Source organism: Bacillus sp. THAF10, from assembly GCF_009363695.1.
Classification (GTDB): Bacteria; Bacillota; Bacilli; order Bacillales; family Bacillaceae_I; genus Sutcliffiella_A.
Genome location: NZ_CP045403.1, coordinates 432,609 through 457,003 on the forward strand (window position 1 = coordinate 432,609; position 24,395 = coordinate 457,003).

Sequence of the window (24,395 nt, forward strand, 5' to 3'; positions counted from 1 at the left end):
TAATAACCTTTGAAAGTGTGATCTAAATACCCCTTCTAAGTGAGTGGAAGAAAGGAACGGTTCTTGTGCTTCCTAAAATCCTGCGATCCCAAACTATGAGTCTAGGGATGGAGCATAAATCCATCCCTGGAGAGTGTTGTAGCTTTAGAGGGCAGAATACAATTAAATGAATAAGAGTTCATTCACTAGCATCTACCCTAGGGGGCAAATAACAATGGTAAATCATAAAGAAGAGTTTAGGATTCAACATCCAACATTAGAAGCAGCACAAGCAGTTACAGATTTAGTTGCACAGTGTGATATCGAGGAAATAGGGGAGCCAGATATTACACTCTCAGACGTTCTGGACATGTGGAACTCTATTAGGATTGAAACAGATGCATGGATTGCTGTTTCAGATGCGAACGAAATCATCGGTTATGGCTTTGTCGAGATGACTGGAGCTAACAGAATGGATTCCTGTGTATTTGTTCATCCATCTTTTAAAAATCAAGGCATTGGCACCGCGCTTCTTCATAAAATTGAGGCACGGGCAAAGCTCCTTTCGGAAAATAGAGAGGGTGAGCAATGGCTCATGAATCAAATCCCCTTTACCAATCTTGCTGCCAGAGCGCTTGTGGAGAACCATGGCTACCAATTTAGTAGATTATATGAACGGATGAAAATTAAGTTAGGGGGCTTACCGGTCGAGTCCGAGCTACCTGAAGGAATCGAGTTACAAACCTTCGTACCGGATAAAGAGGAAGAAGCACTCTTTTTCCTTTACGACGAAACCTTTCGCGATGCTTGGGGCTATACACAAAAAGACTTCAAAACCTGGATCTCTCAAAAAAAGGGTGACCACTACGACCCAAGTCTCTGCGGAACCAGTGGGATTTCTGATGAGTAGAATGCAAGAGGACGGACTATTTATCGATTTGCTAGGCGTAAAACGTGCTTACAGAAAGCACGGAATCGGAAAAGCACTACTCCTTCACGCATTCGCAACAGCCTACCAACGCAATCAAAAAACCATCCTGCTATACGTAGACTCCGACAGTCTCACAAACGCCAACCGCCTCTATGAGCACGTGGGAATGAAGGCTCATTCCCAAACCGCGGTTTATGTGAAGGAGCTTTGAGAGGAGCGGGGCGGGAGACGGTTTTTGCGGTTCACTAAGGGACGAAGGTGGCTAGGAATCTGGGAGACTATTAGAAGTGTCACAATAAATCTGAAAAGTGTTGCAATAACCTCAAAAAGTGTCACAATAACTCTCAAAAGTGTCACAATCCTTAGAAGCAATTTCATTTCAGTTAATGGGATTGCTTCTTTTTGAGTGAAGAAACCCCATGGAAGTGGAAAACCACCACTTCGCTTACCTAAAATATGGTATATTTAATGTAAGAGTATTCTAAATAATGAGAGGAAGAGAGAATGGGGTTTGAAAATTGGGTTTTTGTTGTTGTTTTAGTTACTTACTTGATTAGTTTGGGGTTGGTTAGTGTCATTTTCCAATCTATTTTTGCGAAGAATCAAAGAAAAGGTTACATAGCGCTCATTTTAATTGCAATCTTAAACATATTTCAGCTCATACAAGGATATAGCATGTCACCATTCGTCGCTTTAGGCATGTTCCTACTTTTACTAACAACCATAGCGGTTACATACTTCTCAATCAAAAAACAGCGGAGTTAAGTGAACCGTGGGGAGGGTTCTCCTTCACCTTTCAACATATAAAAAAACCACAAGAAACGTTCCCCCGGTCCACCCTTGCAGAAAGGAGATAAAGATGAACATCAATTTTGCCACCGAAGAGGATTACGAATATCTTGCGACACAAGACAAGCATCTATTAAATAGTCTAATTTCACCCAAAATCCATGCAAAAGAAATATACATACTCCGAAACGACCAAAATGAACGAATCGGTTGGATGAGATACGGCTACTTTTGGGACAACACGCCGTTTATGAACATGATCTGGATAGACGAGCAATACCGCAACACAGGTGTGGGAAAACAAACGGTAGCTCGATGGGAGGATGAAATGAAAAACAAAGGCTTGAATATGGTCATGACATCTACCCAGGCAAACGAGGAAGCACAGCACTTTTATAGAAAGCTAGGATACAAGGATTCTGGCTGTCTTTTACTTGAGGGTGAACCACTGGAAATTCTTCTTACGAAAAAAATTTAGAAGCATTAACCCCAGTCCATTCTCTACCAAAAATAAAAAAGAATAGGAATAAAAGAAATGAAGATTCTTATATTAGGAGCTTCTGGCTACCTAGGATCTTGTGTCTTTAACCGGGCTTCACAGATGAAAAATGCAAAAGTGATAGGTACTTCACGAACAGCTCAAGAGAGTGAAAGTTGCATCCAACTAGATATAATAAATCAGAAATTAGTGGATACAAAAATAAAACAGATAATCCCAGATGTTATTGTTTGGACATTGATGAATAGGCAAAAAGAACACGAATTAATTAATAAGGGTCTTAAAAATCTTTTGAACGTTGTTAGAAAGGAAACTAAGATCGTATTTATATCAACAGATGCCGTGTTCTCAGAAGGAAAAGGAGGATATAGTGAAACGGACACAGTAGCATTATTATCCGTAAAATCCCCTCTAGCTGTTTATGTAAACTCAAAAATAAAAGCTGAACAGATGATAGTAACCGAGCACAGTAATCATGTCATCATTAGAACAGGTCCTATATATGGGAAATCTGCGAACCAAAAAATAGAAGATAGGACATCAAAAATAATCTCCAACATTAAAAAGAATGATCCAGCAGAAGCGTATTCTAACAGTTATAGAACCTTTGTACATGTAGAAGATTTAGCAAATGCTATTTTAGAGGTAGCAGTAAATAAAGTTAATGGTTTCTTACATGTAGGTCCTACCAAAAAAGAAAGTTACTTTTCATTTTTTCAGAAAAGGCTTCATCAACTTGGGTGGAAAAGTACTTTCTTAAAACCAGTACAAATCCAACAAGAGAAAGACGCTTTTTATCCTTTAGATACATCACTGAATACGCAAAAGGCCACCAAGATACTTTCAACTGAATTTAGATGTGTGTAGGTAAATTCATTTGTAAACCATACTTCCATCAACGGTTAATTTAACTCTCAATTACAAAAACAAGAAACGAGGAAAAAAAATGAACACGTGGCTATACAGTATATACTTTTTCATCCTAGCGATAGTAGCTTTCTTCACCGGAGAAATCGTCACTCTGATTATGCTTGGACTGATTCTACTATGCTTAAACAATATCTATAACGTATTAGTAAAAATCTATCAAAAGCAATGTGAATGAGACATGGGACACTTCTTGTGGTCCAAAAAATCCACCTGAGTCATTTCCCTGTCGGAAAGGAGGAGTAGCAATGGGCTCGAGAATCATGCACGCCATCATCGGCCATAAAATAGCAGAAAGGCTAGCCATCAAGGATAAAGCATCCTTTATGTATGGTAGTGTTGCAGCGGACGCTGTTTTCTCGGTGGATGAGAAAAACGCCTCTCACTTTTTTATTGGAGATTCTCAGGACTTTTCTAGAAGAGTAGACTATGACCACTTTTTCCAAAAGTACATGGCTCAGAATAATCATGATTACTTGCTCGGCTATTACACTCACCTTGTCGCTGATGACATCTGGCTGAAGGGCTTTTACCAATCCTGGCTGAAAAACAGAATGGAAGCGGATGAAAATCTGCACAAGCTTTATCACCGGGACTTCCACTTACTAAACGGCAAATTATTAGACTACTACTCTTGCTCAAAAGAGATAAGAAACGCATATACCCAAACACCAGCCAATACCGATTTGGAAGAGGTCAGTGTCCAACAGGTGAAGAAATTCGTGCCATATGTTATCGGCGATTTAGAATATAACGAACAAGCCTTAACAGAGCCTTTGCAAGTATTTACGTTAGAACAAATTATCGGATATGTAGAGACATCTATTGAGATTGGGATACATAAGCTTAAGAAGTTACAAACTCCGCTTGTTTTCTGAAACCATCCTCTTTGTACCTCCGTCTAACCATTAAGTACAAACAAGAGGGAGGAAAACATGAAAAGAAAAACAATCGGTGTCATCGTTCTTACACTTTTAACGATCACTCTATTTTTCAACCCGCTAGATTTTTATGCAGGCTATAAAGGGGAAAAAGAGTTGAAAGCCATGTCTTCTTCCATTCTAGAGATACTTGATTTACACAATGTTGACATTAAAGACATTCAACCTATGGGAGATAACATATTTTTGCTAAAAACCGATCAGGAAAACTTTCTAGTGCAAAAAGAGCGGTCAGGCGGCCTCACAGAATTCACTATCTATGAACAACATGACACGACAATAGGAATGTTTGATGGATTGAAGCCATCACTGTCCTATCGAATAAAAGGGGTTTTTAGCAGATGAAAATGAGCCAGGAGAACCGTCCCACTGGTTCTTTTTTATGAAAAAAATGAAACCAGCATCAAACTTAATCGTCTTAAGGTTAGATAGAAGTGGGGTGAGAGGCGTGTGAGGAAGATTAAGAATGAGGAGTTATTGGAGGAACGAGCTGCTTGGCTGGAGAGTCTGATGGAAGAGTATGGGGAGCGTCTTACGGGGCTTTCTTATAACTATGTGAAGGATTGGAAGCAAGCGGAGGATATTGTACAGGATGTGTTTGTTCAGTGCTATCAAAATTATGAGAAAAGCGTAGCGGTTGCCTCAATCAAGGCATGGCTCTACCGAATAGCCATCAATAAGTCCAAGGATTTGCTGAAAAGTGCCGGCTTTAAAAGGGTCATCAGGGATTCTAATCTTTTCGCATTTTTTACCTCTTGGGAATTATCGCCGGAAAAAGATCTCCTGAAACGAAGCGAGGAAGAGTTCCTATCTAGAAGTGTTCTTCTTCTCCCCATAAAATATCGAGAGGTTATCACGCTGTATTATTATGAAGAGTGTTCCATTGAAGAAATTAGCGCCCTCCTAGGTACAAACCAAAACACCATCAAAACAAGATTAAATCGAGGTAGGGAAAAGCTGAAAAAAATGATGGAAAGGGGTGGATATGATGGAGAGGAAACTTAAAAAGCTTCGAAAAGCAATGGATAGCACCACACACAAGGGTGTTCATTTTACCGAATTTCATAAAAATAAAATTAGAAATGCAGTCCACACATCAATCACGCAGCAACCGAAACGGCCGAACAAGCTAGTTATCATAAGCCTTTCCACCTTTGCCATCTTCCTCTTCGCCTTTTTCATCACAACAGAGTTTCTAGGTCAGCAAAAAAACGAACCTCAAAATGTTTCCGGCGACGACGTTACACAAACGGGAGAGCTGTTTAGCGTCATGCCTGATCCGCTCTTGCATGCAGGAAAGCCGTATGGCTACATTTTTAGCTTCCATGAGCCCTTTGACACGTATGAGGGAAAAGAGCTTTCCGTTACAGCTGTTCACGAGGAGACCGAGCATCGTGTGCAGGCAGTGGAATCGGAACTAATAACAGAGCCTTCCTCAGGATACACAAGTCTGGAACGCTTTACGACAACCTTTGAATTACCTTATGGCGGTGAGTGGAAATTGGAGGTGTACTTAAACGGCCAAGGCTACGGAGAAACGGTCGTTCAAGTAGCTGATGACCCGAATCCATTCCAAAAGCAATTAACCAAGATGGAAGTGGAACTAGTCAGAGAAAGTGGCGTTCCAGAGGATAAGTTAACAGTAACAGATGAACAAATATTATCAGAAATAAATTCTATTATGGACAAAGTAAGTTGGGACACAACGATTGAAGTTTCATGGGCAAAACACGAGGATGTCCGAGCAACACTTTTTTATAAATTAAAAGAAGATCAAGCTGTAAAAAGCTACGAGTACAGAATTTGGATCAACGGGAATCAAAGTATAGAGATTTTAAGCTTCAACCCGAACGAAAATATCGGCAAGCTAGAACCTGAAGATGGCAAGCGGTTAAAACAGCTACTGGTGAATGAATAATGTTGATAAATGTCTAGCACTAGCCTTAAAAAGGTTAGTGCTTTTTCACGTACGTAAATATGACCAAATACCTTCATCTACAGTATAAAAATGTGGATTGTAGGAAGATTATTAAAGACTTATTAATAGGATGCTGCAAGGTTGACCACTAAAAAATGGAGAATGCTATGTTTAAAAAAAATCGTCCAAAAAAACCAATGTCACCTGTTCAACCAAATTATGAAGATTATTTGAAAAACACCTTACATATTGAAGATGTGAACAAGATCCCTAAAGAACAAGAGCCATTCTGCAATATTATGAGGAGGGCCTTTAAGGATTGTGATGATTTTCAATTTCATTACATACCTAGCAGCGGAACAGAAGGAATCTATATTTATTTTTTTAAGGGAATAGCAGATATTGAAAAGCTAGAGCAGGTTTTGTTACTAAAAAATCCTTTCCAATTATCGGACATGGAAAGGAGAGTGGAGAGAAATATCCAGAATTCCGATTACATAGAAGCGGATAACTGGAAGCATTGTATTCAAGATTGTTTGGATGGGAATATTATCCTTCACTTGCCAGAAAGTAACCCGATTATCGTGAAATACAGGAAAACAGAAAAAAGGAATTTAACAGAACCGACGACACAATACCAAGTTTATGGACCTAAGATTGGCTTCATTGAGGATAGTCGAACCAATATTGCTTTAATAAGAAATATGATAAAGGACCCTAGATTAAAGTTAAAAGAGTTTACCATTGGCACGTTGAGTCATACCCATGTTGGTCTTTTGTATTTAGATGAATATGTCGATCCAGAGCTTTTAACGCTGGTGACGAAACGTCTCGAGCATTTTAAAATGGAGCAGTTAAATGATAGTGGAGAACTTGCAAAGGAGATCGTGGATTTTCCATTATCCATCTTTCCTCAAGTATACGAAACAGAGAGGCCAGATTTTGCTTCGGTTGCCTTGAGTCAGGGGAAAATAGTGGTGGTAATTGATAACTCTACGTTTTGTCTAGTCTTACCGATTACTTTATTTAATTTGATTGAAATTAGCCCAGATAACTATCGAATGGCTTTGGATAATTCGTTTATTAGGTTTTTAAGAATCACGTCCATTTTGGTTGCCACCATTCTTCCGGCTTTATATGTGGCGCTTGTAGGGTATCATCCGGAATTGTTACCCACAACCCTTGCATTGTCTATTGCTGAATCCAGAAACAATATCCCGTTTCCCGTATATTTAGAAGCGTTGATGATGATTTTTGCATTGGACATTCTAGTCGAAGCTAGTATCCGATTGCCAAGTTTCGTAGGGCAAACGATAGGAATTGTAGGGGGGTTAGTAATAGGTCAAGCGGCAGTAGAGGCAGGTCTGGTTAGTAATACGATGATTATCGTAAGTGCTCTAACGGCAATTACTTCCTTCACTCTTCCAACCTGGCACTTAATTTCATCCTGGAGAATAGCAAGATATTTCATTCTTTTTGCTTCTTCTTTTTTGGGACTTTTCGGATTAGCTGTTGGAGTAGCTTTTCTCACTTTACATCTTTGTAACTTAAAATCTTTCGGAAAACCATATTTATCTCCGTTTAGTCCTTTTAATCCTAAAGAGCTTTTAGACGTTTTCTTTAGGCTTCGGAATAATAAATACTCAAAATAGTGGGAAGGGGAGGTTAGATGTATGCTAGATAACACTCCTAATTTAAGAGGTTTTGACGTTTTTGCTTTTACTTTTTCCTCTACAATTACGTTAGGTGTCGCTTTTTTACCTTATGTAGCAGATGGAGAAATTCAAAGTGCATGGCTAAAATTAATCGCAACATCTATTCCTTATTTCTTCATGCTATGGCTTTTAGCAACCTATTTTCGATTATATGGGAATACCGATTTTTTTATGGAGCTGAAAAAGAAGGGCGGGTCCTTTGTTTATTTAATTGTGACAGTGTACCTAACGATCAGCGCAATTTTTAGTACGATGAAGGTAACACAGGATCTCACGTTTCTCGTTCGAACCTTTATGTTAAAAACAACCTCTACCTTGTTAATTCTGATCCCATTTATTCTGTTAATCTCACTTGCAGTCAGTGCAGGATTGTTGACCATCATTAGGTTTATTTGTATTTTCGTTATTGCCGAAATCCTCTTGATAGGTGCTTTTGTTATCTATGGCTTTTTTAGTGAGTATTTCAATTGGATTTATATCCTCCCAATGATAGATGTTAATTTCCCAACATTTCTAAAAAGCTCTCTATCTGATGCTGCTAGGTATGGGGGTGTAGTAACGCTATTAGGCTTAATGCAATATGTAAAAAAAGAAGAGAAAATTTTTGGAGCGATGAGTTTAGGGCTATTTTTTATCATGGCTATTTATGTTTCTCAGAGTCTGGTGGTACTTGGAGTTTTTGGTTTCAAGGAAGCAATCAATCTAACCTCTCCGATATTAACATTGGCACAATCCATCACCCCAGGCACAGGACTTTTAGAAAGAATGGATCTGCTGTTACTAGGGTTTTGGATTATTTCTTTTATTAAAATAGCCTGTATCTTGTTTTGGTTTTCCCTTTATCTATTAGAGCAATTGTTTCCAAAAATAAAGAAGATAGTATTCATTTTCCTCATTACACCATTTTTCTTCATCTATGCAATTGTGGTGCCTTTTCAGTTTGTTGATCAATGGCAATTTTACAACATAAATGTGTTGATAGCGTCCTTTGTCATGCCAAGTATTTTATTAATTTATTTGAACATTAGAGCCAAAAAGTCACAGGGACAATCGTTATGAAAAGTGCTATCCTTCTTCTTATTTGTTGCGTTGCTTTAGTAGGTTGTAATGATATGAGGGAAATTGATGAACGAGGCATGGTTCTTGGTGTTTCTCTTGACCAAGGGGAAGAGAAAAAATATAAGATAAGCATTCAGCTTCCTATTTTAGGGAAAACCGAAAAAAGTGGAACAGGACCACCAAAATCTGGAGAGTTCGAAGTGATGACAAGTGAAGGAGATACGGTTTGGGAAGCCATCACCAATTTAGAAACCAAAACACCAAACGTGCTATTCTTTGGTCAGCTAAAGGTCATCGTCATTTCTGAAGAAATCGCTTCAACCAACATAAATGGTGCATTGGATTTAGTCGATCGCATTCCAGATATCGGCAATAAAGTGTTCCTAATCATAAGCAAAGATGAAGAAGCAAGTAAGTTTTTACGAACTGAATCCTCGCTGATAAAGCTTCCGTCTTTATACTTAAACCGTTTCTTTGGTGCAGATAAAAAAATTGAACGTACCCAACCAGTAAGGATTTTTGAGTACAGAAGAGATAGAAATGCCGTTTCATCAGCAGCAATCATTCCTTTTGCTCAGACATTGGATAGTGAGATAATCATTGAGGATGTTGGGGTTTTAAAAGATGATAAATTGGTTGAAAAGCTTCAAGGTAGGGAGGTTGCTGCAAACCAACTAATCAAAGGAGAAAAAGTGGAAGAGATGAACTATGTCACAAACGTACATTCAGGTGGCAAAGAAATCTCTGTTTCTTTATCGCGAATTATGCTGAAAAGTAAGGTCACTATACCTCAAACAAAACCAGTGTCTATTGAAATTTCCATAAGGGGAAAAGGTAATATTGTTGAGCTTTCAACAGGAGAAACAACAAAAGAATTCATTAAAAATTTAGAGTCAAAGATGGAAAAAGAAATACAAAAAGATGTGGAGGCAACCATCAAGAAAATGCAAAATGCGAATGCGGAGCCCTGGTTATTGGGACAGCGAATTTGGATAAAGGATCGTAAAAACTACCAATCACTAAATTGGAAGGAAACAGGATTCCAAGAAGCAACGTTTACCGTAAAAGTAGATTTCGAAGTAGAAACAACAGGGCAGAAGGGTCTATATAATAAAAACCCTATACCAAGAAGTTTCAACTGGTGATTTTCTACAATAAAAAGGAAACCCAAAAGCCACCCCGTCCGTATAGAAGAAGAAGGGGTGGTCCATAATGATCTATTTCGCGCTCATCTTATTAGGCATTGTCATCGCTATACCGATTTTATTAGTCAATAAGTTTGAAAGCTCGATGCGCAGCTTTTTTCGCGGAGGGTTTGGTGGATTAGGGCAAGGGGAAAATAGTAATTACATAACCTGCACGAAATGTCAGACGAAAATAAAAAGAGTGCACACTGCGCCATATTGCGAAAAATGCAGACAATTTTTTTAAGGGGAGGCCATTATGAACAGGCTAAATATTTTAACTTTAGGAACAAAAGACATTCTAAAGGCACATACCTTTTTTAAAAACTTAGGCTTTGATACATCGATAAGAGGAGAGGAAACAGCTCCTGCCATCATCTTCTTCAAAAATGAAGGAACCCGCCTTGCGCTTTACCCGTTGGAGGAATTGCGAAAAGACATTAATAAGGAAAACCCACCTGTGGTCGGCGGCGGATTCCAGGGAATTACGCTTGCGTATAATACGAAAACAAAGGCCGAAGTGGATGAAATCTTTCAAAAAGTCGAGAGATTAGGCGGCGTCATTCAGAAAACTCCACAAACAGCGGATTGGGGCGGATACTCAGGCTACTTCACCGATCTGGACGGTTATTACTGGGAGGTTGCCTATTCAGAGTTTTGGGAGTTTGATGAAGGGAACATGCTGGTGATTGAAGATCAGGAGTAATGTGAAAAGACACGGGATTCCGTGTCTTTTTTGGTAGTGTGAGTTGCAGTATTTAGCGGATCATGTCGACTGGCTGATAAGTAGGCTGTTTTGGCTGATAAAATGAAAAAGTGGCTGATAAATAGTCCATTTCCGCTGATAAAACAAAAAAGTGGCTGATAAATCAAGATTTCCGCTGATAACCTTTCGCCGCCTTAAGACCTTAAGACTTAACCCCGATTACCTTTTTCCAAAAGCCCTTTAAATCAAACTCCGCTGCGCTTCATAAATCCGCAAATTCGCATAAATTTTCTCCAAGGTCGGCGCTCCCACACCATTTTCAAGAGCAACTTCAAGCAAATACCCATAAAAATGCTCCGCTTCCACAGAAAGCCCCTTTTCCATGTCACGCTGCATCGAGGATTTCATGGAACCGGCAATCGAATGAAGCTTATCCCAGTTGCCATCCACAATACCTTCACCAAGCGGCGCGTCCACTGTCTTCATGATAGCAGCAACCTCCTCAAGCGTCTGACGAATGGTTACCGCACCAAGCGCATCCTCCCGAATCGGCCCAATCGGAGAGCGGAACAACGATGTCACACCAGCAAGGGTTGCAATGAACAGATACTTGTGCCACATTGCCTGATCCATGTTTTCAGAAAGCTCAAAGTTTGCTTTTGTGCCGCTAAAAGCATCTGCAATTCTCGTCATTCGGTCTGATTTTTCCCCGCTGCGTTCCCCAAACACCAAGTCATGAATAGCACTAGTTTGCACTACAGCCCCATCTGCATCCAAGGTCGCCTCTACAAAGCAAAGGCCACCAAGCACCTGCTGTTCACCTAACACCTCTGTTAGCTTTTTCATATGTGCCATCCCATTTAACAATGGAACCACAACCGTTTTTGGACCGATATAGGGATTCACGTCCTTAAGCGCGGCATCCAGATGATACGCCTTCATGGACAACAAGATGACATCAAATGGCTCTGATGCTTCTCCACTCACTAGAAGCTTTGGCGACAATACGACATCTCCATGCATACTCTTAATCACCAAGCCAGTCTTCTCAAGCTGTTGCTTCCTGCCTTCCCGCACCAAAAACGTAACATCTTCCCCTTTTTCTAATAGCCTGCCGCCAAAATACCCACCAACAGCACCTGCACCAACCACAAGAATCTTCATCAACAATCCCTCCCTATATGTATGATTATATTGTAACAGCAATATTAAGTTATCGCTTCCATCCTGCTTCACGTGGACATCTTTTGCTATAGTAAAAGGGAGGTGACAGAATGAAAAGTGATAAAGTATTTCAAGCATATGTAAAAGAAACAGAGACCAGCTTTTCGGGATGGGACTTCTCTCATATAACTGAAACTGGCAGAATGGCGAATGGGCTGTTGAGCTGGTCCTATGGCAGCATCGCTAAAGAATTGATGACAGGAGCAAGTGCCATGCTCGACATGGGAACAGGTGGCGGGGAGCTGCTATCTAAGCTACAGCCATATCCACCAACGGTTTGTGCCACAGAGGGCTACAAACCAAACTACCCGATTGCTAAAAAAAGATTGGAACCGCTGGGAGTCAATGTGGTGGAAGTAGCCCCGGATAACAAGCTTCCATTTGCAAACCAGCATTTTGATCTAATTATCAACAAACACGAGGAGTATGACCCAGCGGAGGTAAGGCGGGTTTTAAAGGACGGAGGCACCTTTCTCACCCAACAGGTGGGCGGAGATGACTGCCAGGAGATTAATAGACTACTAGGGGCTCCCATCAACGAGGAATATGACCACTGGAAGCTTGAATTTGCGGAAAATCAACTGATGGAGCACGGCTTCAAGCTACTCCTCAGCAAAAAAGAGTATCCGTCCCAACGCTTTTATGATGTTGGCGCACTCATCTATTATTTAAAAGCCATCCCTTGGCAAATTGAAAACTTCCAGGTGGAGGACTACATAGATCAGCTTTACAAGATTCATTGTTACATTGAAAAAGAGGGCTATTTAGATATCAGGCAAAACCGCTTTATTTTACAAGCAGTGAAAAACTAACAAAAGCACGAGCCTGCCTCATTAAGGTAGCACTCGTGCTTCTTTATTTTCCAACCGTTCCTTCAACTTCAGAAGGCACATTAATGATATCCTTCTTCACCAGCTTCAACGTCGCCACAATCAGAAAGCTAACAATCACCAACAAAAGCCACGAGCTTACCTTGCCAAGGTGCACCAAGCTCCATGCCTCCGTTTGATTTGGGTACTCCCATGCTCCAAAGTAGGTAGCAATATTTTCAGCAACCCAAATAAAAAATCCAATAAGCGCATAGGATAAAGCAATTGGCATTTTGTAGCGAGTCCCACCAATCTCATAAAACACCCACGATCTCCAAAAAACAATAATGACAAGTCCAGCCAGCCACCAACGAACATCTATCCAAAAATGATGGGTGAAAAAATTTAAGTAAATAGCTGCAGCAAGCGGAACGACCAGGCCAAACGGCGGCCACTTCACGAGCTCCACTTTTAACCTCCGCCACGCCTGACAAAGATAACTCGCCACACTCGCATACATAAAACCGCTATACAAAGGAACGCCGAACACCTTTGAATATCCTTCCTCTGGATACGACCAGGAGCCCATATGGACCTTGAAGACTTCAAGCGCGAGGCCAATCAGGTGAAACAAGGTAATGACCTTTAGTTCATCCTTTGTTTCCAGCCCCGACCGCACCATGATCCACTGCATTACGAGGCAGATGAGGAGAAGCCAGTCATAGCGAGGCAATAATGGAAGTGGAAGAACCTGCGTTAATGCCAAGGAAGCGAAGATAACAACCGGAAACAAACAAGATAAGGCCTGTTGCCACCCAAAACGAATGAGCTGTGTTACTAATCTCATAAATCACTTGCCTCCCTAATTTTTCTTTGTTATTGGCTGTGTTAAAGAAGCCTGTTGATAAAATGAGTTTCTAGCTGTTGATTGGAGCAAATGGCGAAGACTCTTCTCGGGAACGAAGCGATTGACGGGAGACCCCACAGGAGGTTGCTCCGAAGAGGCACCCCAATCAGCCCGCGGACGTGGAGCCTATATGCGGAAATCAACAGCGAAATTTAACAAAGTCTTGTTATTAAAAATATACTACATATATTTATTGTTTATCAATAAATTTTTATTGTGTTTAATGAAAAAATGTCTGTTGAATTTTTGACAAAGAGATAGGAGATACAAGAATTTTACAAAGCTTTAACACATCCTAGGTATCAAAAATGGGTTAGAACATGCTTTATTGGGGTAGAGAGCAATTACAAAAGGACGTTGGTGAAAAAAGGAATTTTCTACGTCCTGTTGGTTAAGTAGTATTGGTAAAAGTAAAAATTTACTAAATAAGGAGCTGTACCAATGGAAACTCAGACAATGAAATCGATTGCCCAACGATTTATGAGTGTGCGGGACAGGACCATGAAGCTTGTACAACCTTTAGAGACAGAAGATTTTATTATTCAATCACATCCAGATGTCAGTCCCCCAAAATGGCATCTTGCCCATACGACCTGGTTTTTTGAACGTTTTGTGCTGAAGGAGTATTTTGAGAACTACAAAGAATTCCATCCAACCTATGACTTCCTTTTTAATTCCTACTATGAAACAGTCGGTCCATTTCAACCAAGGCATCAGCGAGGAGTGCTGTCTAGGCCTAGTGTAAAAGACATTTTCCAATACCGCAGTTATGTTGATAACTGTATAGTAGACTTGCTTTTTCAAGAATCAGAGGACACGGAAAAAATTCATAGTTTGATAGAGATTGGCATGCAGCATGAACAGCAGCACCAGGAGCTGATTTTAATGGACGTGAAGTACAATTTCTTTGTGAACCCCTTGCATCCTGTTTATCAGAAGGAGCAACCTTTTTCGTCTGTTAAAAAAGAGCCAACCTTCCTTACATATGATGGCGGGCTGGTGGATATTGGCCACAATGGAGAGGGCTTTGCTTTTGATAATGAAGGTCCCAACCATAAAGTATGGCTAGAGCCCTTTAAGATGTCGGATATGCCTGTGACAAACGGAGAATACTTAGAATTTATCGAAGCTGGTGGCTATAAAAAAGCGTTCTACTGGCTTTCTGATGGCTGGAATACGGTGAAAAAGAATAACTGGCAGGCACCATTCTATTGGATAAAGGATGACAATGGGGAATGGAGCATTTTTACCTTATCAGGGATAAGAAAGCTCGATCCAAATGAACCCGTTGTCCATGTGAGTTTTTATGAAGCGGATGCCTTTAGCAGGTGGAAGGGTATGCGACTTCCCACTGAAGCGGAATGGGAGCATGCAGCAAGGGGCTTGAAGATAAGCGGAAACACAATGGATACAGGCTCATATCACCCTGTGTCATCAAAAGGTACAGAATCCACTTATATGTTCGGGGATGTCTGGGAGTGGACGGCGAGTGCGTATTCTCCCTATCCCGGAAGTAAACCACTAGAAGGAGCCCTAGGTGAGTACAATGCTAAATTCATGTGTAACCAAATGGTCCTCCGAGGTGGATCATGTGCGACGCCGCTTGATCATATCCGCCATACCTATCGCAACTTTTTTCCAGCCGACAAACGCTGGCAGTTTAGTGGATTTCGCTTAGCGGAGGATGCCCTATGAGTTTGTTGAAAAATCAAATACAAAGCTATGATTATTATCTGCATCATGAAAACATGCAGGAGGAAGTGTTGGAGGGCCTTTCCCATCCTCAAAAGAGAATCTCTTCCAAATTTCTTTACGATCACAAGGGCTCTGAATTGTTTGAGGAAATAACGCAACTAGATGAATACTACCCGACCAGAACAGAGATGACTATTTTTCAAGAGAGCATAAGCGAAATTACGGAGGTCGTCGGAAATGTTCATACCCTTATTGAGTACGGAAGTGGCAGCAGCAATAAAATCAAAGCGCTACTGCAGAATTTCCAAGGCCTGAAGGAATACGTACCAATTGATATATCAAGAGAGTTTCTTTTTCAATCCTGCCTGGAGCTTGCCATGAAGTTTCCCCATCTCACCATCAAAGCGGTGTGTGGGGATTACACAAAGCCACTTTCCTTACCCGTTGACACAAAAGGGAAAAAAGTGATCTTCTTTCCAGGCTCCACCATTGGGAATTTTGAGCCGCTGGAGGTACGAGGATTTCTAAAGCAATCAGCAGAGCTGCTTCACAAGGGTGATGGATTTTTAATTGGGGTCGATTTGAAAAAGGATGTTCAGGTCTTAGAACGTGCCTATGATGATGCAGAAGGAGTTACAGCCGCCTTTAACCTCAACTTATTAGAGCGGCTAAACAGAGAATTAGAAGCTAACTTTTCATTGGAACAATTCGATCATTATGCATGTTACAACAAAAAGGCAGGGCGGATTGAAATGCATCTGAAAAGTCTCGTCGACCAAACAGTTCAGGTTGCTTCGAGAACATTCCATTTTGCCAAAGCAGAAACCATTCATACCGAAAATTCCTATAAATACTCCATTCGTGAGTTCCAAAAGCTAGCTGAATCGTGCGGCTTTCAAGCGAAAAAAGTGTGGACAGATTCTGAAGAGAAATTTAGTGTGCATTACTTGGAGCGATTTTAATAAGGCGATAATCCCCCCTCTCTACAAAAGAGAGGGGGTTTTTACATAAAATGGGAAGGTTTTTTGGTAGCTGCATAGAATTCTACTACATAGTGAGTCAAAAAGGGGAGAATCACATGGAGAAGCAAAAACTTATCCAGAAAAAGTACAGAGAAATGAAGCGGCGAAAAAACAAGAAAAGCAATCAAGAGGTTTTTTGGTTTGCGATAGCATTGCTCGTAATCATGGTTTTTTTATACTTTTTTGGATTCCCAACAATCGGCAGCGAGGGGAAATTAATTAAGATTGAGAAGATAGAGTAAACAGGACCGGAGCGGCTGAGTGAGCGGAAAAAATTATGAGCTGGAGGTGGGGCTGCTGGGTGAATTTTGGGGAGAGTGGGGGAGAGGTGAATGTTTCGAAAGTCGAAATGTCACAATAACTCCAAAGAAAGTCACAATAACCTCTCGAAAAGTCACAATAACTCTAAAAAAAGTCACAATAACCTCTCGAAAAGTCACAATCACCCAAAAAAGTGTCGCAATCACCATCTCCTATCACCCGACATCGACCAGATAATTGAAATTCCTCCCGATATACACCCCACCAACTACCAAAAAACCTCCACACAAAGTGCGAAGGTCAAAGTTTTCCGTTAAAACTGCACAAAAGAGCCCAATTGTTGGCCAATTCCACATCTTTTTCTCAAAAAGTGCCCAGCATTCCACCATTTGCTCCTGCTTCCTCATTCCGTAAAGACCACCAGCCACAATTTTTATATAGATATCCCTTCAAAATTGTATATAATGGAAGAAATTACTTTTTTTAAGGGGAGGAAAAAGGTGGAAACAAAAAGACTTATGCTAAAGAAACAACAGCTTGAAGACGCAGACCGAATTGAGGAGCTTGCTAGCGACTATGAGCTGGCCAAAACTACACTCTATGTTCCGCATCCATATCCAAAGGGCTCCGCCAAGGATTTTATCAAGAAAAACTGGCAGCAAAAAGAAAACGGCTTGTACACTTGGTCCATCATTGAAAAAGAGAGTAATAGTTTGGTAGGTCTCATCAACATTAAAGTAACACCGGCCTTCAAACGTGGGGAGCTTGGCTATTGGATTGGCCGTCCATATTGGAACCAAGGCTATGGAACAGAAGCTGCCAAAGCAGTGATGGCATACGGCTTTGAGGAACTTGGGCTCAACAAAGTGTTCGCAGGTGCTATTAAAGAAAACCCAGGATCGTGGCGCATCATGGAAAAGCTCGGCATGAAACACGAAGGAGTATGGCGACAGCACGGCATGCGCGACGGCACGTTCTTTGATCTGACATACTACGGGATGTTGCGGGAGGAATACGAGAGGTTATACGCAAAGTAAAAGGGGCCCATCTCATGCCCCTTGTTACCCTCAATCCCTACACATATCATGCTCCTTCGTTTTCTCCCCACAAAAAACCAACTCATGTGGCACCTCTAATACATAGGACTTTCCGTGAAGTTCATATTCGAAATATACTTCCGTCACGTGTGTTCCACCTTGGCCTGACTCAATGGAAAACAAAATCTCGGTGAAGTTCTGAGAATCTTTTTCCTCACAGGACTGTGTCACGATTGTTCCCTCCACGTCCTCACTAATTTCTCCGCTTAGGTCAGTGTCTTTGAGGTTAGGAAGCATGCCCCTAGCGGTACCAATCGTACTTTCCATCTTGTCTCCACTTACGACTCTTTTGAACACTTTTACGTTCGCAGCTGGCGCAAGGTTGTGCTCACGATAGCCAACTTTCGTAATTTTTACCTCAGCTGCCCCATTTTGCACGCATGGGACATACGATCCGAACGTGACAGGGGAGTACGAATCTGAAACGGAGGTACCCCCGCCGCCAATTACACCAACAGACAGCACCCCACTTGTTTCTGAATGAGCGCAACCAGGTAACAACAGCAATACCACACAACCTACCCTCAACAAAAATCTCAACACCAAACCTCCTTTTGTACCTTACAAGTCACTTTCAAGATACTATAATATTAACATATTTGGTAAAATATGATTATTTAAAAAGGGGGAGTGGCTATGAGTGTAGCTGTAACATTTATTATTCTAGTGATCTTAATGATTATCGTGGCCTTTCTCTGCTTGTATTTTGCCAAAACGTTACCAGTCCTCTTCAAGTACACTCCATCCATCGTGCTCGTAGCAGGCATCCTTTATCTTTTTGTAAAGCTTCAGCTCAACTTAGGAGAGCATGCATTTGATGAAATTTATGATGTACTGGGAATTATTTTTCTCTCTTGTACACTAGTAATGGCGCTTGTATTTGCATTAGTAATAGAAATTAAAAATAGAATGGCAGGTTAATCATCTTGAAATGGAATCCAATATCATTAGAAAGAACCCAAGAAATTTTGAACTCGGCCTCTTTTAAATGGTGGATAGCAGGTGGGTGGGCGCTCGATTTATACGTGGGCAGAAAAACACGGGAGCATGGTGATACGGATATTGTTATTTTGAAACAAGACCAGATGAAGCTCCAAAAGCTCCTAGAGAAGGATTGGGAGTTATACATAGCACACAAAGGGGCGTTAACCCTATGGCAAGCAGGAGAACAGCTAGAACCTCATTATGATAATCTTTGGGCAAAAAGAAAGACAGAGGATGCCTGGTCTCTACAAATCATGTTGTTTGACCATGATGAGGTTAATTGGATTTATAAAAGAGAGAAATCCATTCGAAAACCATGGACAGAAATTGGTGAAGTTAGTTCATCAGGCATTCCGTATTTACGACCAGAAATTCAACTTCTCTACAAAGGAGGTAGCTCTGTGCTTCGGAAGAATGATGAGCAGGACTTGGAAACAGTGCTGCCATTATTGGATGGAGGGAGAGTTCAGTGGTTGTATGAAGCGCTATCCTCGCAGTTTCCTCGGGGGCATGAGTGGTTAAATAAAATAAATGCATGTAAGCAAAAACGGTAACCAAAAATGGCTACCGTTTTTTTCATTTAATTCTTCGCCACCAAAACCTCCACCCCAGCGGCCTGAATTGCTTTCACTTTCTCCTCATCCGTCTCTTCATCGGTAATGACAACATCTAATTTTTCCAGTGAATACATCCCTGCAAACATTTCTTGCCCGATCTTTGTGTGCTCCACTAAGGCAATCAATCTTTTCGCGTTGTTATAAATCGTCTTGTAGAAAATAGCGACTTCTGGCGTTGCGGTGCTTAGGCCTTTTGCGGAAAGTGCTCCACCAGTCGCAAAGCAAAGGTCCACGGTAAACTGTCGAGCAAATTCGTTGGCTAAAGAGTCAGTAATATTCCCGGAGCTTTTCACCTGACCTCCGATGAGATAGGTAGTCACATTCTCACGATCTCTCAGTGCATAAGCAATCTCCACGGAATTTGTCAGCACCGTGAAAGGGATGTCGGTCGGCAAATACTTCAGTAGTACATAGTGAATTGAAGCTCCCCCAATAAAGATGGTTTTATCGTTCCGAATGTAGGTAGCGGCTTTTTGGGCGATGGCATGCTGAAAATCTGTTCCATCTCCAAAACGCTCGGCTGGAGGCCTTGGTAATGTTCTTGCGGAAGTTACTGGGATGGCTCCTCCGTGAGTACGTTTTAGCAACCCTTGTTCCTCCATTATGGATAAATCGCGACGAATGGAATCAATAGACATTTGGAATTCCTCCGCCAAATCCTTCGCTGTTACGCGTCCTGCAACTTCAAGCTTTCGTAAAATTTCTCCCCGTCTTTCATCTGTAAACAAATAAATACCCCCTTTCATGATATTTCCTATTATTTCATGTTTATTCTAGTTTTGCAAGAAAAATATTCATGTTATTACATTATTTTTCCGTTTTGTGCGCTTTTGGATGGAAATGTTGCCAATAATAAAGGGATACTCATTCTTAAAATAGAAAGTAACCTAGAAGACTAACAGCAAGGAGGTAATCACTATCTTGAAGCATGTTCCAGCGGATGTCCAAAGCCTGTTACATACATATGTAAAAGAAATACAGGAGCAGCTACCAACCATCGTTACCGGGCTGTATCTTCAAGGCTCTATCGTTCTTGATGCATACGAAGAAGGGAAAAGTGATATTGATTTTGTTACTACTACAGCGCGTCCGATAACAGAGGATGAGGCCCTGATGATAAAAGGTATTCATGAAAAACTAGAACAAACATGCATAAAACCGAAAATGGATGGTTTTTATGTGCAAGCATCGCAACCGCTTGCTGAGGGTTATTTTTATAACGAAGGAAGCTTCGGCAAGGCGGTTCACGATGTTCCTGTTACATGGTGGGTTCTGAAAAATAAGGGCATTACCATTTTGGGACCTTCTATAGAAACTCTTCCTGTTGAAGCGAATACAGAAAAGCTCCTTTCCTATGTAAAAGAAAACATGCAAAGCTATTGGGGAACAAGGGTGGTTCACATTGAGCAGTCGGTTGAAAAGTACGCAGCCGCACCAACACTCCTCATTGAAGAGGAACTAGAGTGGACTGTGCTGGGGTTGTTACGCCAATTTTATACGCTAAAAGAACGTGACATTATCTCGAAGCTTGGTGCGGGTGAATATGGATTGCAGAAAATAGAGCAGCAATGGCATCCTCTCATAAAAGAAGCATGTAATATCCGAACAGGAAACTCCGAACGATTCTACCCAACCAATGAAGAGCGGCTAAGAGCAATGATTCGATTTGGAAAGGAGCTGATATATTGCTAGTAAAATGGATTACGTGTCAGGTCACGGAGGAGAACAGAGCCTCATTTTCGAAAGCCCAAGAGCAATGGAAAAGCTTAAGCAGCTGCGAAGGTTTCCACGGTCAAATGGGCGGGTGGAATGCATGCAATCTTACTGAGGCTTGCATTGTTGCATTATGGGAAGACAAGCAATCCTATCATACTTTTATGAACGGTTACCATGACACAATCGTTGAAAAAAATGACCAGGCTAAAACCTATGAAAAGATAGAGGTAAAGCTAGTGGAGGTAGAGGAGAGGGTCAAGTTACTTTATACTGTCGGAATCGTGGAAGGCAGGCAACTTTTCGTTCCGAACACGCCGTTAAATCTAGCATTCTTAGCAACTATCAAAATAAGGATGGAATCGAACTGGACGGTGGAGGGAAGAGCATGAAGCAAGCACTTGTCATTGGTGGAACTGGCATGCTGAAGGAGGTTTGCATTTGGCTGACAGAGCAAGATTTTCACGTCACTGTCGTGGCAAGATATCCTGTGAAAATGGAAGCATTAATTGCTGCAGCTTCACCAGAAAAAATCACGCCAGTGTTGGCCGATTACATGCAAACCGCACAACTAAAGAGTAAGCTGCAAGGACAGTATGATCTCATTATTGCTTGGGTTCATAGTGGCGGGGAGGCAGCGGTTCAGATGCTACTCGCTAAAACCAATGAATTTTATCATGTATTGGGTAGTCGCGCAGACCTTAAGAAAATAAAAGAAGGGTTAAAAATCCCAGAAAGCTGCAATTATCACCAGGTGCAGCTAGGCTTTATTTTGCAAGGGGAGAGCTCGAGATGGCTCAAAAATAGCGAGATTGCAGCGGGAGTCATAGAAGCGGTGAAAAGGAAACAGCCGCGTTCGCTTGTAGGAACTATAGAGCCATGGGAAAAACGACCTTAGAAAGGGGAATAACAGATGAGCTATCAAGAAGCACTAGAAACCTACATAAACGCAACTAATACCCACGATTTTGATCAGGTGCAGGAGTGTCTCCACAAGGATGCGGTTTATTGGTTTACAAACGCAACCTGCACGACACCTGCAGAAATACGAGCTTTTTTTGAAAATGCCTGGAATACAATTAAGGAAGAAAAGTATATGGCAGAAAACGTGGAATGGCTGGTAACGGATGAGGTGACAGCGGTTTGTCTCTACACCTTCCGTTTTGAAGGGTACATGAATGGCGAATTCCTATCTGGTAGCGGGAGAGCGACCAATGTTTTTGTAAAAAAAGACGGCAAGTGGCTATTAATACATGAGCATTTGAGCCGATAAAAAGAGGAAAACCTTGAGGAGGAAACACCATGTTTGTACATAAAATTGATGAGGAACTAGCTTTAAAATTAGCAGAAGTAAAGGACGCAGAAAGACTTTATGAACTGACAGATAACTCTCGAGAATACCTGCGTGAGTGGTTGCCATGGGTAGATTTTACGAAAAGTGCCGATGACACGCGTAACTTTATCAAAATGACAAGACAAAGCTATGCAGATAACAAAGCGTTGACGGCGATGATTTTGTACAAGGGAGAAATCGTTGGGTCCGCAGGCTTCAACACGCTGGATTGGTCGAACAAGGTTGCTAATATCGGTTATTGGCTTGATAAGGATTACCAAGGAAAGGGCATCATGACAAGGGTTGCAGGGGCACTCACGGATTATGCGATCACTGAGCTTGGCATGAATCGTGTGGACATTCGGGCTGCCGAGAAAAATGTGAAAAGCCGCAGTATTCCGGAACGACTTGGTTTCACGCTGGAAGGGAAAATTCGTCAGGCGGAGTGGCTGTATGACCATCATGTGGACCATATGGTGTATGGAATGCTGGCGGAGGAGTGGAAGAAAAAATCGCAATAAATGAGGTGACCCCTTGATAGTTGGATTTGAAAAATTGCCACACAAACAGTGCATAGAGGAATGGAAGGAAGTCTATCATTCGGCAATAGTAGCGTTGGATCAACTATACCAAGAAGAACTTGAGCTGGAGTATGAAGTTTATACAAAAAATAGCGAAAATCCAAGACTGCAAGAAATCAAGCAACAAAAGCATGAAATCATGACAGATGAAATTCTTGTCAAAGAACTGTCCTTGAAAAAAGAGTTGTTCGAACAGGACCCAGTTTGGCGTAGACGCATAGAAGTGTTCCTTTTAAAAATGCAACAGGAGTCACTTGATAGTAATAGCGAGGTGGTTGCAATCCAGCAACAGCTACAATCAAACCTCTTGAAGAGTAAGATACAAGTAAAGGGAGCGGAATATACTCTTGGTAATGTTCATTCCAACGTGATGAATAGTACTGACAGGGAACTTCGTAGGTTGCTTTTCTTGGAAGCAAAGAAAATTGGCAAAGAAAACGAAGAGCTTTTTCGAACGTTGATTGAAAAAAGGAACCAGCTTGCCTCAGAGTATGGTTATAGGAGTTACTATCAGTTTCGATGTAGCTTTCAAGATCTTGATATAGCCGCTTATATGAATGAAATGAAAGCATTGTTTGAAAAAGCTGAATCTCATCAAGCCTATTGGGAGAAAGAAATCATCGAGAAATTCAAGTGGAATGCGCTTCATCAATATGATCAATACTTCTGTGCGTTTCATTTTTTGGAAGAGGTTCAAAGTGAGAAGATTTTTAAGGCTGAGACATTAGAAAAGGCTTTAGAGGATGTTATTAAGGGATTGGGAATACCAGAAAGACTTCCGATTACCACAGAATTTGCGGAAATAGCCTTTGGTGGCTTTTGCATGAATATTAACCCAAATGATTGTCGTCTAGTCGTAAATAAAAGAAATGGTTTTTCAGTTTTTGTTTCCGCATTACATGAGCTAGGACATGCTGTTGATGGAGTTTTTAGCTCCTATGACTATCCTGAATTATACAGATTTTACTCCTCCATTGCAGCAGAAGGACTTGCGGAGTTCTACCAAACCATGGTTGTGGATAAGCAATTTCTACGTAACCATTTTTCGATTAGTGAGGAACAAATAGACCAGCTCTCTAAACAAAAATCACTAATGGATTTAATCATGGTGAAGATGAATTTTTATTATAGTTTGGTAGAATTCGAGCTTTACGAAAACCCAACACGAGATTTCCAGAAGGTTGCCAATGATTGTTACATGAAGGTATTTGGCAACAGGGGAGAGGCATTTCACCCTGCAAGTGAATTGTTTTATGTAGAAAGCCCCGCCTTTTTTCAGGATTATAACTTCGCACTTGCCATTCGTGAAATGCTCCTTCACACATTTCACGTAATGAGTCCCTATGGTGAAAAAGACATATTTCTAAAACTCAAGGACCATTATATGAAGCCAAATCAACTATATTCATGGCAAAAGCGAGTGCAAGACGTTTGCGGAGAGCCATTTACATTTGCGTATTTGAGGGCAAACCTAGCCAAGATACCTAAATAGGGGGAGTATAAA

The 24,395-nt window shown here is 41.1% G+C and carries 31 protein-coding genes; 27 read left to right on the plus strand and 4 right to left on the minus strand.

All coding sequences use genetic code 11. The features are described 5' to 3' along the window. Positions 1 to 214 precede the first annotated feature (214 nt). The 14 genes from FIU87_RS02340 (at position 215) to FIU87_RS02400 (ending at position 10,648) form a co-directional block, all read left to right on the plus strand. A complete protein-coding gene (locus FIU87_RS02340; protein WP_172970917.1) occupies positions 215 to 889 on the plus strand; it encodes a GNAT family N-acetyltransferase in 675 nt (224 codons plus the stop codon). Then, positions 882 to 1,121 carry a GNAT family N-acetyltransferase gene (locus FIU87_RS02345; protein ID WP_172970918.1) on the plus strand — a complete coding sequence of 80 codons (240 nt, stop codon included), beginning with the start codon at positions 882 to 884 and terminating at the stop codon, positions 1,119 to 1,121. The genes FIU87_RS02340 and FIU87_RS02345 overlap by 8 nt, the downstream gene beginning before the upstream one ends. Before the next feature lie 648 nt (positions 1,122 to 1,769). Then, complete coding sequence (locus FIU87_RS02350) at positions 1,770 to 2,177, plus strand: GNAT family N-acetyltransferase (RefSeq protein ID WP_152443095.1); 408 nt, start codon at positions 1,770 to 1,772, stop codon at positions 2,175 to 2,177. A gap of 57 nt (positions 2,178 to 2,234) precedes the next feature. Beyond that, positions 2,235 to 3,065, plus strand: coding sequence for a sugar nucleotide-binding protein (locus tag FIU87_RS02355; RefSeq protein WP_152443096.1), 831 nt, complete (start codon positions 2,235 to 2,237; stop codon positions 3,063 to 3,065). Between the two features lie 79 nt (positions 3,066 to 3,144). Then, on the plus strand, positions 3,145 to 3,303 hold the full coding sequence (locus FIU87_RS20870) for a hypothetical protein (protein WP_172970919.1): 159 nt from the start codon (positions 3,145 to 3,147) through the stop codon (positions 3,301 to 3,303). Between the two features lie 70 nt (positions 3,304 to 3,373). Continuing rightward, positions 3,374 to 4,003, plus strand: a complete 630-nt coding sequence (locus FIU87_RS02360; protein WP_152443097.1) for a zinc dependent phospholipase C family protein — start codon at positions 3,374 to 3,376, stop codon at positions 4,001 to 4,003. A 57-nt stretch (positions 4,004 to 4,060) separates the two neighbouring features. Next, on the plus strand, positions 4,061 to 4,411 hold the full coding sequence (locus FIU87_RS02365) for a hypothetical protein (protein ID WP_152443098.1): 351 nt from the start codon (positions 4,061 to 4,063) through the stop codon (positions 4,409 to 4,411). A gap of 105 nt (positions 4,412 to 4,516) precedes the next feature. Further along, positions 4,517 to 5,071 carry a sigma-70 family RNA polymerase sigma factor gene (locus FIU87_RS02370; protein WP_152443099.1) on the plus strand — a complete coding sequence of 185 codons (555 nt, stop codon included), beginning with the start codon at positions 4,517 to 4,519 and terminating at the stop codon, positions 5,069 to 5,071. Then, entirely contained in the window at positions 5,052 to 5,984 is a 933-nt protein-coding gene (locus FIU87_RS02375) for a helix-turn-helix domain-containing protein (RefSeq protein WP_152443100.1), read from the plus strand. Before FIU87_RS02370 ends, FIU87_RS02375 begins: the two co-directional genes overlap by 20 nt. Positions 5,985 to 6,151: 167 nt before the next feature. Further along, a complete protein-coding gene (locus FIU87_RS02380; RefSeq protein ID WP_172970920.1) occupies positions 6,152 to 7,636 on the plus strand; it encodes a spore germination protein in 1,485 nt (494 codons plus the stop codon). Between the two features lie 21 nt (positions 7,637 to 7,657). Further along, positions 7,658 to 8,758 carry a GerAB/ArcD/ProY family transporter gene (locus tag FIU87_RS02385; RefSeq protein ID WP_152443102.1) on the plus strand — a complete coding sequence of 367 codons (1,101 nt, stop codon included), beginning with the start codon at positions 7,658 to 7,660 and terminating at the stop codon, positions 8,756 to 8,758. After that, positions 8,755 to 9,903 (plus strand): Ger(x)C family spore germination protein, encoded by a 1,149-nt coding sequence (locus FIU87_RS02390; protein WP_152443103.1) that lies wholly within the window; start codon positions 8,755 to 8,757, stop codon positions 9,901 to 9,903. Before FIU87_RS02385 ends, FIU87_RS02390 begins: the two co-directional genes overlap by 4 nt. A 67-nt stretch (positions 9,904 to 9,970) precedes the next feature. Further along, complete coding sequence (locus FIU87_RS02395) at positions 9,971 to 10,189, plus strand: hypothetical protein (protein ID WP_152443104.1); 219 nt, start codon at positions 9,971 to 9,973, stop codon at positions 10,187 to 10,189. Between the two features lie 12 nt (positions 10,190 to 10,201). Next, entirely contained in the window at positions 10,202 to 10,648 is a 447-nt protein-coding gene (locus tag FIU87_RS02400; RefSeq protein ID WP_152443105.1) for a VOC family protein, read from the plus strand. A 240-nt stretch (positions 10,649 to 10,888) separates the two neighbouring features. On the opposite strand, the gene FIU87_RS02405 is transcribed toward FIU87_RS02400, so the two are convergent. After that, complete coding sequence (locus tag FIU87_RS02405; RefSeq protein WP_152443106.1) at positions 10,889 to 11,812, minus strand: ketopantoate reductase family protein; 924 nt, start codon at positions 11,810 to 11,812, stop codon at positions 10,889 to 10,891. A 110-nt stretch (positions 11,813 to 11,922) separates the two neighbouring features. On the opposite strand from FIU87_RS02405, the gene FIU87_RS02410 reads away from it, so the two are divergent. Beyond that, on the plus strand, positions 11,923 to 12,684 hold the full coding sequence (locus tag FIU87_RS02410; RefSeq protein ID WP_152443107.1) for a class I SAM-dependent methyltransferase: 762 nt from the start codon (positions 11,923 to 11,925) through the stop codon (positions 12,682 to 12,684). A 43-nt stretch (positions 12,685 to 12,727) separates the two neighbouring features. On the opposite strand, the gene FIU87_RS02415 is transcribed toward FIU87_RS02410, so the two are convergent. Then, the gene (locus tag FIU87_RS02415; protein ID WP_152443108.1) at positions 12,728 to 13,528 is read right to left on the minus strand and encodes a DUF817 domain-containing protein; all 801 of its coding nucleotides are present in this window, start codon (positions 13,526 to 13,528) and stop codon (positions 12,728 to 12,730) included. A 501-nt stretch (positions 13,529 to 14,029) separates the two neighbouring features. Between FIU87_RS02415 and egtB the strand changes: the two genes are divergently transcribed. From egtB to FIU87_RS02435, 4 genes are all read left to right on the plus strand, one after another. Next, on the plus strand, positions 14,030 to 15,283 hold the full coding sequence (gene egtB / locus FIU87_RS02420; protein ID WP_152443109.1) for an ergothioneine biosynthesis protein EgtB: 1,254 nt from the start codon (positions 14,030 to 14,032) through the stop codon (positions 15,281 to 15,283). Further along, the gene (gene egtD, locus FIU87_RS02425) at positions 15,280 to 16,245 is read left to right on the plus strand and encodes an L-histidine N(alpha)-methyltransferase (RefSeq protein WP_152443110.1); all 966 of its coding nucleotides are present in this window, start codon (positions 15,280 to 15,282) and stop codon (positions 16,243 to 16,245) included. The genes egtB and egtD overlap by 4 nt, the downstream gene beginning before the upstream one ends. 116 nt (positions 16,246 to 16,361) lie before the next feature. Continuing rightward, a complete protein-coding gene (locus FIU87_RS02430; RefSeq protein WP_152443111.1) occupies positions 16,362 to 16,547 on the plus strand; it encodes a hypothetical protein in 186 nt (61 codons plus the stop codon). A 519-nt stretch (positions 16,548 to 17,066) separates the two neighbouring features. After that, a complete protein-coding gene (locus tag FIU87_RS02435) occupies positions 17,067 to 17,603 on the plus strand; it encodes a GNAT family N-acetyltransferase (RefSeq protein WP_367643902.1) in 537 nt (178 codons plus the stop codon). Positions 17,604 to 17,633: 30 nt separating this feature from the next. Here FIU87_RS02435 and FIU87_RS02440 read toward each other — a convergent pair whose 3' ends face one another. Further along, the gene (locus FIU87_RS02440; protein ID WP_152443113.1) at positions 17,634 to 18,203 is read right to left on the minus strand and encodes a hypothetical protein; all 570 of its coding nucleotides are present in this window, start codon (positions 18,201 to 18,203) and stop codon (positions 17,634 to 17,636) included. A 96-nt stretch (positions 18,204 to 18,299) separates the two neighbouring features. Here FIU87_RS02440 and FIU87_RS02445 point away from each other — a divergent pair, with 96 nt between their 5' ends. Together FIU87_RS02445 and FIU87_RS02450 are read left to right on the plus strand one after the other, a co-directional pair. Next, positions 18,300 to 18,584: a hypothetical protein gene (locus FIU87_RS02445; RefSeq protein ID WP_152443114.1), complete on the plus strand. Its 285-nt coding sequence runs from the start codon at positions 18,300 to 18,302 to the stop codon at positions 18,582 to 18,584. Between the two features lie 47 nt (positions 18,585 to 18,631). Then, the gene (locus tag FIU87_RS02450; RefSeq protein ID WP_216647536.1) at positions 18,632 to 19,201 is read left to right on the plus strand and encodes a nucleotidyltransferase domain-containing protein; all 570 of its coding nucleotides are present in this window, start codon (positions 18,632 to 18,634) and stop codon (positions 19,199 to 19,201) included. Between the two features lie 26 nt (positions 19,202 to 19,227). Here FIU87_RS02450 and FIU87_RS02455 read toward each other — a convergent pair whose 3' ends face one another. Beyond that, positions 19,228 to 19,992 (minus strand): DeoR/GlpR family DNA-binding transcription regulator, encoded by a 765-nt coding sequence (locus FIU87_RS02455; protein WP_152443116.1) that lies wholly within the window; start codon positions 19,990 to 19,992, stop codon positions 19,228 to 19,230. 193 nt (positions 19,993 to 20,185) lie between these two features. Here FIU87_RS02455 and FIU87_RS02460 point away from each other — a divergent pair, with 193 nt between their 5' ends. The 6 genes from FIU87_RS02460 to FIU87_RS02485 are packed head-to-tail and all read left to right on the plus strand — an operon-like array spanning position 20,186 to position 24,383. Beyond that, complete coding sequence (locus FIU87_RS02460) at positions 20,186 to 20,956, plus strand: aminoglycoside adenylyltransferase domain-containing protein (protein ID WP_152443117.1); 771 nt, start codon at positions 20,186 to 20,188, stop codon at positions 20,954 to 20,956. Next, the gene (locus tag FIU87_RS02465) at positions 20,950 to 21,369 is read left to right on the plus strand and encodes a YdbC family protein (protein WP_172970922.1); all 420 of its coding nucleotides are present in this window, start codon (positions 20,950 to 20,952) and stop codon (positions 21,367 to 21,369) included. The genes FIU87_RS02460 and FIU87_RS02465 overlap by 7 nt, the downstream gene beginning before the upstream one ends. Further along, on the plus strand, positions 21,366 to 21,875 hold the full coding sequence (locus tag FIU87_RS02470) for a Rossmann-fold NAD(P)-binding domain-containing protein (RefSeq protein ID WP_152443119.1): 510 nt from the start codon (positions 21,366 to 21,368) through the stop codon (positions 21,873 to 21,875). Before FIU87_RS02465 ends, FIU87_RS02470 begins: the two co-directional genes overlap by 4 nt. Positions 21,876 to 21,890: 15 nt before the next feature. Next, positions 21,891 to 22,250 carry a YybH family protein gene (locus FIU87_RS02475; protein ID WP_152443120.1) on the plus strand — a complete coding sequence of 120 codons (360 nt, stop codon included), beginning with the start codon at positions 21,891 to 21,893 and terminating at the stop codon, positions 22,248 to 22,250. A gap of 29 nt (positions 22,251 to 22,279) precedes the next feature. Next, positions 22,280 to 22,831 carry a GNAT family N-acetyltransferase gene (locus FIU87_RS02480; protein WP_152443121.1) on the plus strand — a complete coding sequence of 184 codons (552 nt, stop codon included), beginning with the start codon at positions 22,280 to 22,282 and terminating at the stop codon, positions 22,829 to 22,831. A 13-nt stretch (positions 22,832 to 22,844) separates the two neighbouring features. Continuing rightward, positions 22,845 to 24,383, plus strand: a complete 1,539-nt coding sequence (locus FIU87_RS02485) for a gluzincin family metallopeptidase (protein ID WP_152443122.1) — start codon at positions 22,845 to 22,847, stop codon at positions 24,381 to 24,383. Positions 24,384 to 24,395 lie beyond the last annotated feature (12 nt).

Excerpts from the sequence above, each read along its gene's own strand:
- FIU87_RS02470 (WP_152443119.1), top strand. The coding sequence starts at position 21,366 with ATGAAGCAAGCACTTGTCATTGGTGGAACTGGCATGCTGAAGGAGGTT.
- FIU87_RS02475 (WP_152443120.1), top strand. The coding sequence starts at position 21,891 with ATGAGCTATCAAGAAGCACTAGAAACCTACATAAACGCAACTAATACC.
- FIU87_RS02365 (WP_152443098.1), top strand. The coding sequence starts at position 4,061 with ATGAAAAGAAAAACAATCGGTGTCATCGTTCTTACACTTTTAACGATC.
- FIU87_RS02390 (WP_152443103.1), top strand. The coding sequence starts at position 8,755 with ATGAAAAGTGCTATCCTTCTTCTTATTTGTTGCGTTGCTTTAGTAGGT.
- FIU87_RS02385 (WP_152443102.1), top strand. The coding sequence starts at position 7,658 with ATGCTAGATAACACTCCTAATTTAAGAGGTTTTGACGTTTTTGCTTTT.
- egtD (WP_152443110.1), top strand. The coding sequence starts at position 15,280 with ATGAGTTTGTTGAAAAATCAAATACAAAGCTATGATTATTATCTGCAT.
- FIU87_RS02445 (WP_152443114.1), top strand. The coding sequence starts at position 18,300 with ATGAGTGTAGCTGTAACATTTATTATTCTAGTGATCTTAATGATTATC.
- FIU87_RS02350 (WP_152443095.1), top strand. The coding sequence starts at position 1,770 with ATGAACATCAATTTTGCCACCGAAGAGGATTACGAATATCTTGCGACA.
- FIU87_RS02480 (WP_152443121.1), top strand. The coding sequence starts at position 22,280 with ATGTTTGTACATAAAATTGATGAGGAACTAGCTTTAAAATTAGCAGAA.
- FIU87_RS02345 (WP_172970918.1), top strand. The coding sequence starts at position 882 with ATGAGTAGAATGCAAGAGGACGGACTATTTATCGATTTGCTAGGCGTA.
- FIU87_RS02360 (WP_152443097.1), top strand. The coding sequence starts at position 3,374 with ATGGGCTCGAGAATCATGCACGCCATCATCGGCCATAAAATAGCAGAA.
- FIU87_RS02430 (WP_152443111.1), top strand. The coding sequence starts at position 16,362 with ATGGAGAAGCAAAAACTTATCCAGAAAAAGTACAGAGAAATGAAGCGG.
- FIU87_RS02410 (WP_152443107.1), top strand. The coding sequence starts at position 11,923 with ATGAAAAGTGATAAAGTATTTCAAGCATATGTAAAAGAAACAGAGACC.
- FIU87_RS02380 (WP_172970920.1), top strand. The coding sequence starts at position 6,152 with ATGTTTAAAAAAAATCGTCCAAAAAAACCAATGTCACCTGTTCAACCA.
- FIU87_RS02355 (WP_152443096.1), top strand. The coding sequence starts at position 2,235 with ATGAAGATTCTTATATTAGGAGCTTCTGGCTACCTAGGATCTTGTGTC.
- FIU87_RS02395 (WP_152443104.1), top strand. The coding sequence starts at position 9,971 with ATGATCTATTTCGCGCTCATCTTATTAGGCATTGTCATCGCTATACCG.
- FIU87_RS02340 (WP_172970917.1), top strand. The coding sequence starts at position 215 with ATGGTAAATCATAAAGAAGAGTTTAGGATTCAACATCCAACATTAGAA.
- FIU87_RS02375 (WP_152443100.1), top strand. The coding sequence starts at position 5,052 with ATGATGGAGAGGAAACTTAAAAAGCTTCGAAAAGCAATGGATAGCACC.
- egtB (WP_152443109.1), top strand. The coding sequence starts at position 14,030 with ATGGAAACTCAGACAATGAAATCGATTGCCCAACGATTTATGAGTGTG.
- FIU87_RS02400 (WP_152443105.1), top strand. The coding sequence starts at position 10,202 with ATGAACAGGCTAAATATTTTAACTTTAGGAACAAAAGACATTCTAAAG.
- FIU87_RS20870 (WP_172970919.1), top strand. The coding sequence starts at position 3,145 with ATGAACACGTGGCTATACAGTATATACTTTTTCATCCTAGCGATAGTA.
- FIU87_RS02405 (WP_152443106.1), bottom strand. The coding sequence starts at position 11,812 with ATGAAGATTCTTGTGGTTGGTGCAGGTGCTGTTGGTGGGTATTTTGGC.
- FIU87_RS02415 (WP_152443108.1), bottom strand. The coding sequence starts at position 13,528 with ATGAGATTAGTAACACAGCTCATTCGTTTTGGGTGGCAACAGGCCTTA.